The sequence below is a fragment of the Methanobrevibacter ruminantium M1 genome (assembly GCF_000024185.1).
Taxonomy (GTDB): Archaea; Methanobacteriota; Methanobacteria; order Methanobacteriales; family Methanobacteriaceae; genus Methanobrevibacter; species Methanobrevibacter ruminantium.
In genome coordinates, this window is the sequence record NC_013790.1 from 583,033 (window position 1) to 600,094 (window position 17,062).

Sequence of the window (17,062 nt, forward strand, 5' to 3'; positions counted from 1 at the left end):
ATTGCTTTAAAAGTTAGTTTAACTAATTTTTTTTATTGGTTTAAAAACTCTTTTAAGAGTTTATCTTTATTTTTTCCAATAAATTCAGTGTATTTTTCATCAATCGCTTCTATTTGATAATCTTCATTTTCAGCTTTTTTTAATAGATAAGCTATTGGCTCTATTTCTAAATGGGATATTATTCTTTGAGCTTTTTTATTATCTTTGTTCTCTTTATTTTTATTTTTATTTTTATCTTTAGTTTTGGATGGGTTTGCATTGATTGAAATGATATCTACTTTGAATATGAAATATATTTCATCTTCAAATATGGTAAAAGCTTCGCTAAATTCGTAAATTGTTTCTTTATTGAAGCTATTTATTATTTCTAGTCCATCCATGGTATCACTTTATTTGTTTGCTTATTCTTTATCTGGTTCTTCTTTAAATTTAGATTTTGGTTTAAGTTTCTTTTTCTTCTTTTTTATCTAATTCTTCTTTGGAGTTTTCTTTAATTTCAGTGTCTTTTTCTTTTTTATCTAATTCTTCTTTGGAGTTTTCTTTAATTTCAGTGTCTTTTTCTTTTTTATATAATTCTTCTTTGGAGTTTTCTTTAATTTCAGTGTCTTTTTCTTTTTTATATAATTCTTCATTGGAGTTTTCTTTTTCTTCATTTTCTTTATCTTTGGCTTTTTTATAAGCATAAATTACTTTAATCAATTCTCTAATGTCCTTTTTGCTTACTAAAATTAAGCTATAAAATATTATTTTCAGTAGATTTATCTTTAATTCCAATTGTCCTTCAAAATCAGTGATTATCTCTGTAAATCTAGGATCTACAGTTAATGAAACTGGCTTTTTACTATTTACTATAGCTCCTATTGACCATATCCAACTTGCTATCTTGACTGTGGTGAAAGAGTCGCTTAGGCCTAGTATCAAGTGTCCTTCGAGTTTCTTTATATCAATTGATTTTAGAATGTCCTTTAGATATTTCTTTAATTCTTTCTTTGATTTAATTAGCTCTTTTAGGATAGGTTTAATTTCATTGTATTTTTCCATCAGGCCTTTTTTGTCTTTGGACTCTTCTTCCTCTCCATCTTCTTCTTTTTCCTCTTCGGATTCTGTAGCCTTGTCTTCAGAGCTATCTTTTGTAAAAATAGGGATTTTAAGCAGAGTTATCTTTAATTTGTATCTGGCTTCTGCTTTTTCCTTTTCAACAGTTAGAATTATTCTTAAACCATTGTATAGGATTATTGAAAATATGATAATTAAGGCGATTAGTATAATTAAAATAAGATTTAAGATCATTTCTATCGCCTTTTCATATTTTGATTCTTTTTAACTTTTAATTTTTATTTATAAATCAAAGCTTTAAATTGGTTTTTTAAGTTATTTTAGGATTTAAATTTCTTAATTTTTCAAGTTGATTCAGTTTAAACAGCAAAATAGACTTATTAGTCATCTATTTCAATGCCTAATGATTCTTCTGCTTCTTCTACTTCTTCTTCAACCTTTTCTTTTAGGTCTGATTCTTCAACAGCATCTTCGACCTTTTCTTTTATGTCTGCGTCTTGGATATCAACTTCACTTACGTCATCAACATCTATGTAGTCGTCATTGCCTTTTGATGGGAGGAACTCTTTTAAGACATCAGTTAGGATTAATCCGATTTCGTTTAATGTCTTGTTGGTTTGGTTTCCTTTTGATAGGTTGATTGTCCTTATTTCATCAACTCCACTGTTTCCTTTTGATACGACAACCATGGTTATAGGTTCAACGCTTACACCTGCACCGGTTCCGGCAAGTGAATTATCAGCCTTTTGCTCTCCTATTCCGAATCCTACTGCAGCTTTGGATACAGGGATTAATAATTTGTCTTCAGTTTCTATTGCGTCTCCAATATAGTTGCTAATGTGAATAAGCTTTCTTAATTCTTCTACAGTTGTTTTAATTGGTTCTTCATCAATCATTCTTTTATCTCCTTATTTTTTATTTATATATTTTAATCTTTTAAAATTATAAAATACTTGATTTATTATTAGTTTTAATAAATTATATTTATTTCGATATGGCTTTTTAATAGTTATATATGCTAAATCTTTATTGCTTGGATAGTTAAATAAAAGATTAAATTTATTCGGCGATTAAAATTAAGTTAAAATTATTGATTTTGTAAAATAAGTAAAATTAAGAGTTTGTTTGTAAAAAGAGAAAAAAAGAGAATAAATGGAAGTTAAGAGTAATTACTCCCAACTTGAATAAAAATTTTGATCAAACTTTTTCTAAAAGTTTGAATTTGATGTAATGGTTCGCAAGAGCAGCCACACCGGCACCTGCATCTTCAACTAATCCTAATCCTTTTAAGGTTAATCCTAATGCAGTGAAAGTGATAGCTAATTCTTGATAGTTGATTACACCCATATGTCCAATTCTGAATATGTTTCCTTTAAGGTGGTCTTGTCCCCCTGCTAATTGGACTTTATATTTGTTGAGCATGGTTCCTCTGATTTGGTCGTCATTTGCTCCTTCTGGCATTTTTACTGCAGTTACAGTTGCAGAGGATACAGCTTCATCAGGGAATAATTCAAGACCTAAAGCTTTAACAGCATCTCTTGATGCAGCTGCTGCTGTGTGGTGTCTTTCTATTCTGTTTTCAAGACCTTCCTCATGGAGAACTTCAAGAGCAGCCTTTAATGCATAGATCAATGATACAGATGGAGTATAAGGGGTTTGAGCAGGGTCCTTATTACCGTTTGCTCTGTATTTAGGCATGTTCAAGTAGTAATTGTTGTCTTCTACCTTTTCACATGCTGCCCATGCGTCGTCATTGAATGTGATTGCTGCAAGGCCTGGAGGTGCGGCGAGACATTTTTGAGAACCGGTTACACATGCGTCAATGTGGTATTTGTCCACATCCACATAGTCTCCTCCTAAAGAGGATACTGTGTCTACAATGAATAATGCATCGTGGTTTTTCATTACTTCTCCCACTTCTTTGATAGGTGCGGCAACACCGGTTGAGGTTTCATTGTGTACCATGGTGATTGCTTTAATGTCTTCGTCTTTTTCTAAGGCTTCTTCAACAAGGTCTGGAGTTACAGCGGTTCCCCATTCAACATCTAACTGTACGGATTCGATTCCATGCATCTTGGAGATGTCTGCAAATCTTTCACCGAATTTTCCGCCTACTACATTTAATATTTTATCTCCTCTGTTGACAAGGTTTGAGACTGCTGCTTCCATTGCAGAAGTTCCAGAACCTGTTAGGATATAAGAATCATTTTTAGTTTGGAAAGTTTTAGACATTAATTTGGTTGTTTCTGTATAGATTTCTCCAAATTCGTCTCCTCTGTGGTTTACAACAGCTTTGCTCATTGCTTGTAATACTCTTGGGTCTGCAGTTGTTGGACCTGGGAGCATTAATAATATTTCGTTCATTTATTTTCCTCCAATCATAAATAAGAATTATAATGCTTGATTTGAATAATTTAATTTTAATATTAATTGATTATATTTTAATTTATTAAATAATGTCAAGCTATATATAAATTATTTTTTTAATAGTTTTTAAATATTTTGTCGGCAATTTGTTTTCTTTATGGATTTTGTAATTTTCATTGATATCTTTTTATTTTTTTTCTTTATGGATTTTGTAATTTCTGTAGTTTTGTTTTCTTTATGGATTTTGCTGTTTCAATGATATTTTTTCTTATGCTTTTTCTAATTTCTGATATTATTTTAGTTTATTCTTAATTCGCTTAACTTCGATTTTATTTAGGGCAATTTTTATAAAGGACTTTCTAAAGAATAATAATTATAATATTTTAATGAGGTTTTTTATGAGTTTTAGAACAAAAAGAGTAATTATATCCACCTTATTAGTAATGATATATGAATTCTTTCTGATGAAATATCTTTTTTTACTCTTTGGAGGATTGGATGACATTTATTTGCTTTTACTCACTATTTTATTCGGTATATTGAATATGGTTCCCATGTTCTTTGAGGAAAAGAAGTCAAGGCCTATTACAAGGCTTCTTGATACGATATCAGGATTTTGGATATGGATGTCTCTCTTTTACTTATTTGTCATATTGATTATCTATATCGGAGGAGTCTATATTGATTGGCCGTTTTATATTATAGTCATTCTAGTTCTTCTTGTTCCATTATTGACAGTCTATTCCTATTTCCATGCACATAAGATCATTATTCATGAAAGGACAATCCAAATGGATAATATTAATGAGGATATCAACATTGCCCACCTTTCTGACGTTCATTTCGGCTCAACAAGGCATGATAAGATCATTAGGGATCTTTCTGATAAATTGAAGGAGCTTTCAGATTATTGTGACTTGGCAATTATCAGTGGAGACATTGTTGATGGGTCCTCTGCTATTGAAGAGGATGATTTTCTACCTCTTAAGGATGTGAATATGCCTATAGTCTTTACACCAGGCAATCATGACTCATATCTGGATATTGAGGACGTCTTTGGGGCATGCAGAAATGCAGGCATTATTGTTCTAGACGATGAGGGAATGGAATTCGGCAATCTTAATATATTTGGAATGACATTCATCTTTGGAATGACCCGCAAGTTTGAAGAGTTTGAAGTAGTCAGCACAGGTGTATTAGGGGATTTCGTTAAGGAAGATAAGGTGAATATTATCATTTTCCATGTTCCTAAAAACTGGGAGGACTTTTCTAAATTAGGATTTGACATTCAATTGTCTGGCCATACTCATGGAGGCCAGTTCCATCCACTTACTTGGATATGCGATCTTATTTGGTATAACAGAGGTCTTTTTAAAGCTAATATTGGTGGCAAGGACAGGTATTTGCATGTTACTACTGGTGTAGGCTCTATGGATTATCCTTTTAGATGGGGTACTGATTCAGAGATAGTTGTTCTAAAATTAAGAAAGAATGATTAGTTTAGATTGATAGTGAATTTAATGGATTGATTTAGGTAAATCATTATTTAAATTGTCCTAATTATTATTAATTTTATTTATAATGCTTTTGAGTTATCGGAATTCTATTAGAAAAACATTAGGTATGTGTTGTTATGCTTAAAAGAACAGTTAAAAAGAATGGAGATGAATTATTTCCTCTTGGATTGGGAGCTATGCGACTTCCAACTAAAAACAATTCAATTGATAAGGATTTGGCTCGTGAATTTATCCTTTATGCAATTGACAATGGAATAAATTATATAGACACTGCATATGCCTATCATGGTGGAGAAAGCGAGTCCTTTTTAGGAGATATATTGTCTTTAACTGATTCCGATGGAGTAAAATACAGGGATAAAGTCAAATTGTCCACCAAATCACCTTCTTGGATGGTAAGGTCAAGGGAGGACTTTGATGCCTTTTTAAATGAACAGTTAAGGCGACTTAAAACAGACTGCATTGATTATTATTATCTTCATACAATCGATTTAAGCATATTAGAGCGTCTTAAGGGATTGGGAGTTTATGAGTTTCTAGAAAAAGCACGTTCAGAGGGAAAGATCAAGAATATTGGATTCTCCTATCATGGCGCACCTAATGAGTTCAATGACTTGATTGACGACTATGATTGGGACATGGTTCTTGTTCAATACAATTATCTGGATGTGAATGCACAGGCAGGAATTCGCGGAATCAGATATGCATATGAGAATGATGTGGCTGTATTCATTATGGAACCTTTAAAAGGAGGAATACTCGCTGGAGAATTGCCTAAGGAAGTTGATGGGCTGTTTAAAGGTGTCGATTCCAATAAGTCTTCAGTGGATTGGGCTTTAAGTTGGGTCTTAAACCAAAAGGAAGTCACTTGCGTACTCTCTGGAATGGGTTCTATAGAGCAGATAAAGGAAAATATGAATATTGCAGAGAGAGTTGAAGTGGATTCATTGTCTGATGATGAATTGGCTGTATTGGAGAAGGCTCAAGGAATCTTCAATTCAATGATGAAAATAAATTGCACAGGCTGCGGCTATTGTCTTCCTTGCCCTAAGGGAGTAAACATTCCAGATTGCTTTAATATTTATAATGAGAAATATTTGTTTAATAAAAAAGCATTTGGACCTATTCCCGGTGCTATGGTGAATTATTATATGGTTGTTGGTGGAATAACCAATAAGCAGTCAAATGCAGGTCTTTGCAATCATTGCGGTAGGTGTAAAAGATTGTGTCCTCAGTCATTAGACATTCCAAGCCATTTAGATAGTGTAAAGTCTGAATTCGAGAAGTTTGGATTTAATTATCAGATTAAGTTTATTAGAAATATTGCAATGCCTTCTATAAATAAGATATCTAAGGTATTTGATGTCTTTAAGCATTCTTAATTGTTATAATGTATTTTGAAGTTTAGCTTCTTTTTTTAACTATTCTTAATAGTTTATGCTTTAATCTAACCTTTTTTTTTATTTATAGGGATAAGAACCCCTATAAATTTATTTAATTTTAATTTTTACTTATTTTATTTTTAGTTTCAGTTCTACTTATTTTATTGTAAGTTTTGAACTTTCACTTATTTTTATAGAGGGTTTTAGAGTTCTGTTTATTTTATTGTAAGTTTTGAACTTTTAGTTACCTTCTTATAAGTACTGTCTCCTCCAAACTGAACTGTAAAACTATAAGTTCCTTTTTTGCTTAAAGAGACCTTTACACTTGCTAAACCTTTACTGTTTGTATTTGCAGTGTATACCTTTCCATTAAGTGTAAAACTAATCTTCTTGCCTGCAAGGACATGTCCTCTAGATGATTTAAGAGTAGCAGTCAAAGTCTTGGTCTTTGCACTTGATTTATATGTTTTAGCACTTGTGCTTAAGACTGGAATCTGTTCAGTCACATTGATTAAAGCAACATTAAAGCTTCCCTTATAATAATCATCTCCTAAGAATGCTATTGCAAAGGTATAATGGTTGACATATTTTAAGTTGATTTGAAGCCTTGCCTCTCCTGTTTCATTTGTTGTTCTATTGTATTTGACTCCATTAAATCCAATAAAGACTTGTTTGCCAGATAATGGTTTTCCATCTTCATCCAACAATTGGAAGCGGAAATATTCTCCAATACGTCCTTCTATATTTGAATCAAAAGCAATTGTATTCATGTTTGTGTATTTGAATGTTGTATTTATTCTATTTATTCTCACACTTGCACTTGCATTTGATCCTGTATAGTTCTCATTTCCCGCAAAGACTATGATTGCCTTATAAGTGTCTGGAACTAGATCTTTAGTTGAAACTTTGATTTGTCCTGAAGAATCTGTAGTGTAGTTCTTTTTGCCGTTTAAGTCAACAGACACTTTAAAACCACTTAATGGATTTTTCTTGCTGTCTTTTAAACTAATAACTAGGTTCTGATTGTCTCCATATCTTGCAGTGACATTGCTTGCAGTCAATTTGCCGGAAATTTTATTTACAGTTATTTTCGCTGTAGCATTTGATTTTTCGTAAATTTCGTTTCCTTCAAATCTAATCATTGCTGTATGGTTTTTTGCAGGTAAACTGCTTGTTGGAACTTTTATTTGCCCATCAGAATTAGTAGTGTAATTTTTAATACCCTCTAATTCAACTGAGATACTTGCATTATGGATAGGCTTATTATCTTTGTCTTTTAGGCTAACTGTCAAATATTTATCTTCCTTATAGTTTACTGTCATGTCTGTTCCATTTAAAATGCTTGGAATTTTTAATATTTCTATATCTGATTCTGTGCTGGCCTTGTTATAGTTTCCATTGCCTTCAAATGTGATCTTTGCTGTGTAATTGTTAGGAATCAATCCTTTTATTTCCACTATTGCTTGTCCATTATCATCTGTTGTATAATTATTCATTCCGTTCAGGTCAACAGTTAGTTCAACCCCGCTTACTGGGTCTCCATTGACGTCTTTTAGTCTAATCACCAATTCTTTAGTTATATTATAGATTGTTGTGATATTATTTGCAGTTATTTCTGTATTTAGCTTATTCACTATTAGTCTTACACTTGCATTTGAAAATCTGTAGCTTTCATCTCCTTCATAGATGATCTTTGCTATGTATTCATTTGAATCCAATCCTTTTGTTGGGACTTTTATCTCTCCCTTTGAATTAGTTGTATAGTTATTTGTGCCATTAAGTTCAACAATCAGCTTTGCATTGGCTATCGGTTTTCCTGTGAGGTCGGTTAATCTTGCTATGATGTAGTCATCCTTTTTATAATCTGTTGTTAGGTTTTCTGCTGTTATTTTGGTCCTTATTTTATTACTTGAAATTACATATACACTTGCATTGGAATCAAGATGGTTTTCATCTCCTTGGAATCTTATTAGGATGTTTGCAGTTCCTTCCTTAATTGTATTTATTTCCCCTGTCTTTGAATCTACTTCGACTGCGCTTCCATCTGACTTGAAGCTTATGTTTCCAATGTCCTCTGGGTTAGTTATGTATTGGCCTTCATCATCTATAACATAGAAAGTGTAGTTGACTTTTGAGTTCTCTCCTATGCCTAGGTCTATTGTGTCATTTGTTGGAACTATTTTTGTTCCTGCCTTATTCACTATAAGGCTTTCGCTTATGTTCTCCTCTAGGAATGACCTATCTCCTGAATATTCTATTCTTACGTTGTAACTGTCCCTATTTATGACTCCAAGGAATATTGTCTTGTTCAGGGTCATGTTTTCAAAGAGGTATTCATTATTTTCTCCCATTAGTCTTATTGTGACATTTCCTCCTGCAAAGTCATTGTAATTAAGCTTGATTGATGCATTTCTGCTATAGTTTATCTCTTTAGTATCCATTGCAATTTTTGAGGATACTCTCCTGTTTGTTAGATTTATGCTGTATCCACTCTTATCTATTGCTCCTCTTATTGTATCTCTTCCCCCTTCTATTGCAGTATAGTTTATCGGCTCATTGAAACTGGCGCTTGTCTTGTCAAATCTTCCCCTTTCTGCACTTAAGTTTAGCTTGGTGTCTGTTATTAGGGAATTGTCATATTCACTTATCAATATTCCGTCATAGGAATATAATTTAAATAAGATTTGGGAGCTTTCAAAGGCATTCACTATTTTTGGATTTGCTGTTCCATTTAAAAATAGCCAATCACTAAGGGTTACATTTGGGCTATTGTCATATTCGAAGCTAGTGTTTGGATTCAAATTATAATTGCTTGCATTGTTTCCAAACCAATTATTGCTTCCGTTGAAAGTTCTGACATTGTCGAAATAGATTTCACTATTCTTATTGTTTAAGATGATGTTATAGTTAAGATTTGAAGAATATCCCTCATAGTAGATTGCTCCCCCATGATTTGCATTATTGTTGGCGATTGTGTTTAGGCTTATTATTCCCTTATATCTATCCCAGTAGATTGCTCCTCCATTGTCGGATGCATTGTTGTTTTTTATTGTATTGTTTATTATCATTGCATAATCCATGCTGACGTAAAGTGCTCCTCCATCGTAGGATGCAATGTTGCTTTCCATTGTATTGTTGATTATGCTTACATTATTTCCATAGCAAAGTATTCCTCCTCCGCTATATCCGCTGTTGTTTGTGAATGTGTTGTTTATTATCTCTCCACTAGTTATTATTATGCTGATGGCTCCTCCTCTGTAGGATGCGTTGTTGTTTGTGAATGTGTTGTTTATTATCTCTCCTATCTCTCCTCTTATGCTGATAGCCCCTCCTTCTTCAGAGGCGTAGTTGTTTTTGAATGTGTTGTTTATTATTCTTCCTATTTCTCCTTCCCAGAGAATGGCGCCTCCATTGTCGTCGGATGCAATGTTGCTTTCCATTGTATTGTTGATCATGCTTAGATTATCTGCATAGCAGATCATTCCGCCTCCTTTATATCCGCTGTTGTTTGTGAATGTGTTGTTTATTATCTCTCCACTGCTTGCTATTAGGTAGATGGCGCCTCCATCGTAGGATGCGCTGTTGTTTGTGAATGTGTTGTTTATTATTATTCCTCTCTCTACTGTTATGGTGATGGCACCTCCTCCATCGAATGCGCTGTTGTTTTTGAATGTGTTGTTTATTATTCTTCCATTGTCTCCTTCCCAGAGAATGGCGCCTCCATTATATCCGCTGTTGTTTGTGAAATTGCTTTGAATCAGGGTTCCGTCAGCTCCTTTCCAGTATATGGCTCCTCCGTCACTGTCGTAGGTGTCCTCATATCCATTTCCGTTTATAAGGGAAATATTATTTATTGTGACATTGTCTCCATTTATATTGAAGATGCGTGAGGAGTTTAATCCGTTTATTGTAAATCCGTTTCCATTAATGATTAGGCTGCGGTTGACATTGATTCCCTCTTTAAATTCAAAGTCTATATCATCATGATATGTGTAATTTCCGCTTATATTGATTTCATTATTGCTGTTGTTGTTGATGAGTTGGTTCAAGTCATAGAATGTGGTTCCGTCAGTGACTAAAAACTCCATTATTTCAAATTCTGAATCTATATTTGCAATATTTCCGATTATTCTCTCAACATTGATGATTTCTGTTTCATATATTGTTGTTTTTCCTAAAAGATTACTGTTCGGATTTAAGATTCCATGCTCTGCATGTGCTGTTAGATTGAATGGAAGCTTTCTATCATCATAGTTGCTTATTTTCTTTGTATTCTTATTGAAAGAGGATAGGGTAAATGTGATTTCAAAGCTGATCGGATTCTCCAGTGAGACCTGGTTGCTTTCTCCATTTAGGAATATCCAATTTGTGCAGCCTTCATATGGCACCTCATCATAGTTCAGCAGAGTGTTTCCAAACCAGTTATCGTGTATATTGCTTTTAGGGGAATTGTTTAGATATATTTTATTGCCTTCAGTGTTTAGGATAATGTTTTGATTAATCTCTATCTCTGAGATGTACAATCCTATTGCTGTTCCATAATTGGCATGACTTTCAGTGATTATGGACTTTTCTAAGCTTCCATTTGCAAGGGAGAATTGAACTGCCCCTCCTAAATCTGCAGTGTTGTTTGTAAATATGCAATTGGAGATGTTTCCGGATTCATAGACGTTTATTGCACCTCCGCTTTTTTCGGCAAGGTTATCTATGAAGGTGCAGTTGGAAACGGAGGCATTCCTTTCAATGTAAATGGCTCCCCTCCTTTATAAAATCTCAATCCATCTGATTCGTCGTTTAAAGCAATATTGCCTATGAATGTACAGTCTCTTACTGTTCCTCCTTTCTGTAAATAGATTGCGCCCCCTCCTTTCATTATTCTCTCTTCAATTTTGGATTGGGCTGTGTTGTTTTGGAAAATGCAGTTATTGAGTATCTCTACTTGAGGACAATAGATTGCGCCGCCAGAACCTTTTGCAGTGTTAAATGTGAAATTGCAGTTATTTTCTATCCTTCCGCCATAGTTAAGCCAAAATAGGGCTCCTCCCTCTTGGCCTCCAGTATTGTTATGGAAGGTGCAACCATCTTTTATGGTGGCTCCGCCGGTATGGAAAAACATTGCCCCTCCCTTTTGGGCTTCGTTTCCAATGAAATTGCAGTTTATTATGGTGCCGTCATCCCCTTGTCCATTGCTATAATAATCTGTTAGATTTGTATTTCCCCAAAAGATGGCTCCTCCAGATGTTGCCATATTGTCTGTAAAGTTACAGTTGCTGATATTTCCATTTTTTCCAAGCCATAGGATGGCTCCTCCCTTGTCAGATTTTCCATTTGCAAAATTGACGTTTGTAATGGTCACATTGTCTGCAGTGATTATGAAGATTCGTCCTTCATCCAATCCGTTTATTGTAATGCCGTTTCCATTCAGCTTTAAGCTGCGGTTGATGTATATCCCATTTATAAATCCGGAATCTGCGCTGGAATTAAATGTGTAATTGCTATCTAATGTGATTTCACTATTGCTGTTATTGTTTATGGTCTGATTTAAGAGCCAGAATGAGGATCCTTCTATATTTGTGGTTTTTATCACTTCAATGGATTGGTCATTGGAATTTTCAACCATTAATCGGGCTTTATATGTTTTTGGATTCAAGTCAATCGGCAGGCTTCCCTCATCCCTTAAGATGTGGGATGTTGTAAGATTTGAGGAACTTAATATTTCAGTGTCAATGTAGGTGCAGTCCTCTTCCAAGAGGACATAATCGCAATTTAGGCTAATTGTATGGTTGTTGGGGTTGTCTATGTTTATTAGATTATTTAGATTGGTGAATGAGTCTGTTTCTTCATCTTTAAGACTTGTTTTCTTATTTTCCTTAGAAATAACTTTGTTGTCTTCTAGGCTAATTTCTTTATTGGTGCTTGATTCCACTATTTCTTTAGTCTTAGTTATCGAAAGATCCTGATTTGTTTCTTCTAAAACTAGTCCTTGATTATTGTCTTGGCTAATAGGGTCATTTGCATCAGATGCAGCAACTGCAGAGACACTGATTATGCAAATAAGAGCTATTAGCAGAATAAATAAATATTTTTTGAATTTCATTTAGACGCTTCCCCATATATTAGTCCTTAAATATTAATAGTTCTATTTAAAAAATTATTTAATTATTTCTAATTTTTTATTGTTTTATTAATAGTTAACTAGGATTAGTGTTTTTTAGTTGTTTTGGTTCTAGAAGGAGTAGTTTTTAGTTTTATTTATGAGGGCTTGTTTGTTAAAGTAAAAAAAGAATGTAGGTTATGTAATAAGAAGAATAATAATTTTAAAAAGGGTTTTATTAAAATAGTAAAAGATTATTTTTTTTATTAAATTAGTTAGTGGTTTAAAAAGGGTTTTATTAAAATAGTAAAAGATTATTTTTTTTATTAAATTAGTTAGTGGTTTAAAAAGGGTTTTATTAAAATAAAAAAAGATTCTAGCTTCTATTATAAATAAAAGCTAGATTTAAATATAATTTTATAGAATTTAAAGACTTTAGGCTTATTTTATAGTAAGCTTTTCACTTTTACTTATCTTCTTATAAGTACTATCTCCTGCATATTGGACTGTAAAGTTATAAGTTCCTTTCTTGTTTAGACTTACATTCACAGTTGCTATGCCCTTTGAATTGGTATTTGCACTATATGTTTTTCCATTGACAGTAAAAGTAATCTTTTTGTCCGGAATTGCTGTTCCCTTATAGGATTTCAATGTTGCAGTCAATGCCTTTGTCTTTGCACTTGCCTTATATGTCTTAGGGCTTGTGGATAAGCTTGGAGTCTGTTCGCTTACACTGATAATTGCAAAATTGAATGATCCGCTATAGTTTTCATCTCCAAGGAATGCTATGGCAAATGTGTAATTGTTTGCATATTTCAGGTTTATCTGAAGCCTTGCCTCTCCTGTTTCATTTGTTGTACGGTTGTATTTAACTCCATTAAATCCAATGAAGACCTGTTTTCCGGATAATGGCTTTCCATATTCGTCAAGCAATTGGAAACTGAAATACTCTCCTACTCTTCCTTCAATATTTGAATCAAATGCAGTTGTATTCATGTCTGTGTAGTTAAGTGCAGTTTTGACTCTTTTTATGACCACGCTTGCGCTTGTGTTTGAAGAGGTGTAGTTCTCATTTCCAGCAAAAGTAATGGTCGCGTTGTAAGTGTCTGGAACTATGTTTTTGCTTGGAACATTCACCTGTCCATTAGAGTCGGTAGTGTAGTCCTTTTTGCCATCTATCTCAACAGAGACTTTAGCTCCGCTTATTGGATTGCCTTGGCTGTCCTTTAGAGTGACTATCATGCTTTGGTTTGAGCCATATTTTGCGCTGACATTTGTAGCGCTTATTTCGGTGCTCTCTTTTTCTATTGTGACCTTTGCTGTTGCATTTGATCCAATATAGATATTGTCGCCTTCAAATGCTATGTTTGCAGTATAGTTTCCAGCAGCCAATGACTTTGTTGGCACTTTTACCTCTCCGTTGGAGTCTGTTGTGTAATTTTTAACTCCGTCCAGATCTACAAGTATATTCAAACCGCTTATGGCATTTCCATCAATGTCCTTTAAGGTGACTATCATATCTTTATTTACATTGTATTTTGTGATTGTGTCTGTTGCATTCAGCCTTGTATCTAGTTTAGTTATGTTTATGCTTGCGCTTGCGTTTGCTTCTGTGTAGTTTTCATTGCCTGCAAAGCTTATATTTGCCACATATATGTTTGGAAGCAAGTCTTTAGTAGGGATTTTTATTTGTCCGTTTCCATCTGTCTTATAAGTTTCGCTTCCATTTAGGTATACAGTAAGCTCGGCACCGCTTATAGGTCCTGATGCACTGTCCTTTAAGCTCACTATCAGGTAATCTTCAGTATGATATTTGTTTGTGATATTGTTTGAAGTCAATCTAGGATTATCCTTCTCGATTGTAACTCCTGCTGTTGTGTTTGCTGGCAAGTACTTATCATTTCCTTCAAATTCTATGCTTGCAGTATAGTTTCCAGCAGCCAATGACTTTGTTGGGACTTTTATCTCTCCGTTGGAGTCTGTAGTGTAATTTGTTTTATTGATTAAGTCTACAATCAATATGGCTCCGCTTATTGACTTGTTTTTACTATCCTTTAAGGCAACCTTAAGGTATCCTTCAGCATTATATGTTACAGTAATGTTTTCGGCAGTTAACTTAGCCATTTCCCTGCCGATTGTTATGTTTACAGTTGCATTTGAAGGGGCATAGTCTTTGCTTCCAGAGAATTTTATTGTGATTGTGGCCTGTCCTTTATCGATTGCCTCAATATCTCCGCTTCCATTGACTTTGACCACATTTGTGTCATTGCTTGTGAAAGTGACATCTCCAACTGCATTGCTTGGATTTATGGTATAGTTTATCTTTGACTTATCGCCAATTATTAAGACTATTTCTTCCTTTTGTGGAATTATTTTGGTTTCTATGACTTTAATCTCTGAGAGGGCAGTTGTTTCATATTCCCAATATATCTCATCTCCAGGATATGAAAATGTGACATTGTATTTGCCAAGATCAAAACCATTGTTTTTAATTTCAATAATTCTTTTCCCATCCTTTATGCTGCCTTCAGTCAGATTGATTTCCCTTCCAATGTCTCCTGTAAGAATTATCTTTCCTGTGGCATCCTTATCTAGCTTTATGCTAAACATGACTCCGTTAGTGTCATTTACATAGATCTCATAGGATGTCACTGTCATATTCGGATTCTTTTGATTTATTTTCAATTTTTCATCTGCGGTCTTACTTGCTCTTGAGAATTGATTATCTCCTGAATAGAATACAGTAACGGTATATTCGTCTGGCAAAATGGACTCTGTAATTGTGATAGTCTTGTTTAAAGGAATGTTTTCTATTGTTTTTTCGTGTGTACTTCCTTTAAAGCTGATGTTTACTGTTCCTGTAGCCTCATCCTCATATCCGAGATGGAGGGTAATATTGTCTCCGTAGTCGATTTCGCTAGGATTAACAGATACCTCTAATTTAGGGTCATTTACGATTTCAAAGAAGATGCTATCTGTTATCCATTCCATTTTTCCAGTTATGCTTCCTGTTCCTACCTCATTTGCAGTATAGTTGATTGGGTCATCCAATCCTGCAGTCTCCTTATTAATGCTTCCCTTTGTTTGGCTTAAGCTTAATTGGATAGTTGGCAGTAAGGAATTGTCATATTCTGTTATTTTTTTAGTCTTTTTATTGTAGAGCCATAGCTTGAATTTCACTTCAGTTGGAATATTGAATGGTGCAGGGTTTGGATTTGCTGTTGCATTTAAAAACAACCAGGTTTGTGAGTATTCATAAGGTTCTGAATATTGTGTAGCATTGTTTCCAAACCAATTAGCTTCGATTGTATAGTCGGATTCATTCCAGTAGATTGCATTTGTCTTATTTAGGATAATGTTGTTTGTTATGGTTGAATGGCCTATTCCTTTTAATGTTATAGTGTTGCCGTTTAAGGCAGTGTTGTTTATAAAGATATTTCTATAGACATCACCTGTTCTGAATATGAGAATTGCACCTCCATAATAATCTGCAGAGTTTCTTATAAAAATGCAATCTGTGATGAAAGTATTATATTCAGCATAAATTGCTCCTCCTCCTTTACCGCTTTCACTTTCAGGTTTTGCACTGTTTTCCATAAAAGAGCAGTTGCTTATCTTACCATTTTCGCCATGACAAAAAATAGCTCCTCCTCCTCTGGATATGCCATCACTGGTACGACCATAGGCTATATTATTATTAAACTCACAGTTATTGCTTATGGTTCCGTTATCTCCACGCCAGAAAACGGCACCGCCAGAATCTCCTGCACTATTGGCAGTGAAGTTGGTGTTATTGCATATGATCCCATCATTTCCTTTCCAAGTGATGGCGCCTCCTTGTCCACCGGCACGATTATTATGGAAATAGGAGTTGCATATGGTTCCATTATTGGCATACCAGTAAACTGCACCACCTTCTCCGCCTCCGCCATTTTCCCAGGCCTCTCCATTTCCTACATTCGCTTTATTGGAGATGAAATTAGAGTTTATTATAATTCCATCTTTAGCTATTGTTTGGTCAGCTGTACCTTCAAATTCGTCATCTCCCCAGAAAACGGCACCGCCATATTTAGTGGCTGTGTTGTAAGTAAAGTTACAATTGATTATCTTCCCATTGTCTCCTTGCCAGTAAATTGCGCCACCATAATCTGATCTACCTCCTGTGAAAATGATGTTTTTAAGGGTAACATTTTCTGAAGTAATATGGAAGACTCTGTTATTTTGGGATGCATTTAATGTATGCCCTTGCCCGTCAATGATTAGGGGACGATCGATTCTTATGCCTTTCTCACCGCCGATGTAGTCACGGTCTAAAGTGATTGTAGTGTTATGGCGGGTGGTTTCATCCTCATTTATTAGATAATTTAAATCGGTAAAATTGCCTGGGCTATTTTCCTTAAGCTGTGGCTTTTCAATTTTATAATTCTTGTCTTCTAAAGCTATATTTGTTGAGGGTCCATTTTCTTCTAATACAATGTCCTGATTGTTATTATCATTGATTATCTTGTTTGAATCGTCAGTAGCTATTGATGAGTCATCTGCAGCACTTATTGCAGAGATGCTTATCATGCAAACAAGAAATATCATTATTATGTATGAATATCTTTTTAATTTCATTTACTTTTCCCCTATTATAATTTTTTTAA

General features: G+C 34.0%; 9 protein-coding genes. 2 read left to right on the top strand and 7 right to left on the bottom strand.

The features are described from left to right. Positions 1-32 precede the first annotated feature (32 nt). The 4 genes from MRU_RS02090 to MRU_RS02105 form a co-directional block, all read right to left on the bottom strand. On the bottom strand, positions 33-380 hold the full coding sequence (locus tag MRU_RS02090; protein WP_012955213.1) for a hypothetical protein: 348 nt from the start codon (positions 378-380) through the stop codon (positions 33-35). 61 nt (positions 381-441) lie between these two features. Then, complete coding sequence (locus tag MRU_RS02095; RefSeq protein WP_012955214.1) at positions 442-1,290, bottom strand: hypothetical protein; 849 nt, start codon at positions 1,288-1,290, stop codon at positions 442-444. Positions 1,291-1,436: 146 nt separating this feature from the next. Then, positions 1,437-1,952, bottom strand: coding sequence for a GerW family sporulation protein (locus tag MRU_RS02100; protein ID WP_012955215.1), 516 nt, complete (start codon positions 1,950-1,952; stop codon positions 1,437-1,439). 301 nt (positions 1,953-2,253) lie between these two features. After that, positions 2,254-3,420, bottom strand: coding sequence for a pyridoxal-phosphate-dependent aminotransferase family protein (locus MRU_RS02105; protein WP_012955216.1), 1,167 nt, complete (start codon positions 3,418-3,420; stop codon positions 2,254-2,256). A gap of 401 nt (positions 3,421-3,821) precedes the next feature. Between MRU_RS02105 and MRU_RS02110 the strand changes: the two genes are divergently transcribed. Both MRU_RS02110 and MRU_RS02115 read left to right on the top strand, forming a co-directional pair. Next, positions 3,822-4,922: a metallophosphoesterase gene (locus tag MRU_RS02110; protein ID WP_012955217.1), complete on the top strand. Its 1,101-nt coding sequence runs from the start codon at positions 3,822-3,824 to the stop codon at positions 4,920-4,922. Between the two features lie 134 nt (positions 4,923-5,056). Continuing rightward, the gene (locus MRU_RS02115; protein WP_012955218.1) at positions 5,057-6,322 is read left to right on the top strand and encodes an aldo/keto reductase; all 1,266 of its coding nucleotides are present in this window, start codon (positions 5,057-5,059) and stop codon (positions 6,320-6,322) included. A 215-nt stretch (positions 6,323-6,537) separates the two neighbouring features. Here MRU_RS02115 and MRU_RS02120 read toward each other — a convergent pair whose 3' ends face one another. The 3 genes from MRU_RS02120 to MRU_RS02130 form a co-directional block, all read right to left on the bottom strand. Then, positions 6,538-10,845: a right-handed parallel beta-helix repeat-containing protein gene (locus MRU_RS02120; protein ID WP_012955219.1), complete on the bottom strand. Its 4,308-nt coding sequence runs from the start codon at positions 10,843-10,845 to the stop codon at positions 6,538-6,540. A gap of 182 nt (positions 10,846-11,027) precedes the next feature. Further along, positions 11,028-12,419 (bottom strand): adhesin-like protein, encoded by a 1,392-nt coding sequence (locus MRU_RS02125; protein WP_012955220.1) that lies wholly within the window; start codon positions 12,417-12,419, stop codon positions 11,028-11,030. A 438-nt stretch (positions 12,420-12,857) separates the two neighbouring features. Then, positions 12,858-17,033: an Ig-like domain-containing protein gene (locus MRU_RS02130; RefSeq protein ID WP_012955221.1), complete on the bottom strand. Its 4,176-nt coding sequence runs from the start codon at positions 17,031-17,033 to the stop codon at positions 12,858-12,860. Between the last annotated feature and the right edge of the window lie 29 nt (positions 17,034-17,062).